This window comes from Acidovorax sp. KPB24-03 (assembly GCF_057546605.1).
In genome coordinates this window covers 1-1,262 of sequence record NZ_BAAJYR010000682.1, presented here as the reverse complement: position 1 = coordinate 1,262, position 1,262 = coordinate 1, and the positions used below count along the sequence as shown (strand labels likewise).

Below are 1,262 nucleotides of genomic sequence, written 5' to 3'. Positions count from 1 at the left end.
CGCCCAGCGCGGCGGCCAGCGCCAGCGCAAGGCTGACCAGGGACAGGCCCCAGAGCGTTTCGGTCTGGAACCACGAGGTGAAGGATGGCGTGTTCATGGAGCTCCTTGAAAAGAAGGACCGGGCCGCGCGCGAGGCGCCGCCGGTGGCATGAAAGGAATGGGGCGGAAGGGGCCGGTGGCCCCTGGCGGGCACGGCGGGACCGTGCGCAACGGCGCTGCGTGGCCGCGCCGGAAAGCACCCATCGTAAAAAACGCCGGGCCGGACCGGGGTAGGACCACGCCGCACCTGCCCTGCGGCGCGCCGGGCCCGGCGCTCAGAACATCTCCAACGCGGGATACAAGGCGCGGTGCGCCGCCAATGGCAGGGGCTTGCGTGCAGACGCGGCAACGCGGCAAACCGCCCGGAAAGGCCCTGGCCCCGCGGGTAGAAGAGCCATCCCCGAAAAAGCGGTGAACACTTTCCTTTCTAAGGTGCGGCCTTGGGCTCGAAGCGCACGACCAGCCCCTTGTCCGTCACCGTGATGCTGCTCGGCTGCATGCCCAGGCCATCCGGCACGGCCAGGTCCTGCGGCCGCAACTGGTGCAGCACCACCTCGCTCAGCGTCTGCTGGGCCAGCTGCGGGCCATAGATGTCGAGCATTTCCGCGGCCTGCGGCTGCAGCCCCTCCAGGCGCAGCGCGTTCACATGCAGCTGGTGCGCGCGGATCGTGCGGTCCGATGGCTCGTAGCGCAGCGCGAAGTCCACATCGAACGCGCCGGCGTAGCGGCGCTGCAGCAGCGGACCCGAGGCGGTCACGTCCATGTCGGCGTTCAGCCGGTTCTGCTGCGGTAGCAGCCGCAGCCGGGGCGCCTGCACATCCAGGTTCATCAGGCCGCCCAGCGCATATCGGCGGGGGAACTTCTCGGCCACGGCGCCCTGCATCTGCTCGGCGGAGATCGTGTAGCTCTGCGCCCAGGCCTGGGGCGCCACGGCGCAGGCGGCCAGGGCGAGCGCGGCGCAGACGGCCCGGAAAACGCCACGAGGTGCTCTGGAGGGCTTGGAGTGCGCGGGGTGCGGAATCGAACGGAAAGCAACCATCGTGGCGGACACCCTCATGTGCGGAAAAGAAAAGACCGGCAACGGCAGTGACTGACCGCGGGCAGGCCGATCAGTTCCCGGCCGGCGGCGCAGGCGGGCGCCGACCGGCCCCATGGCCCCGGCCCGCACGTCAGCCCCACCAGCGTTGCCACCAGGGCGACTGCGGGGCGGTGACGGCCTCCGC

At 70.8% G+C, this 1,262-nt stretch carries 1 protein-coding gene; it reads right to left on the bottom strand.

The genetic code is table 11. The annotated features are described in order from the left end of the window. Positions 1-466: 466 nt before the first annotated feature. Positions 467-1,090, bottom strand: coding sequence for a DUF1439 domain-containing protein (locus tag AC27KI_RS25165; protein WP_487116512.1), 624 nt, complete (start codon positions 1,088-1,090; stop codon positions 467-469). Positions 1,091-1,262 lie beyond the last annotated feature (172 nt).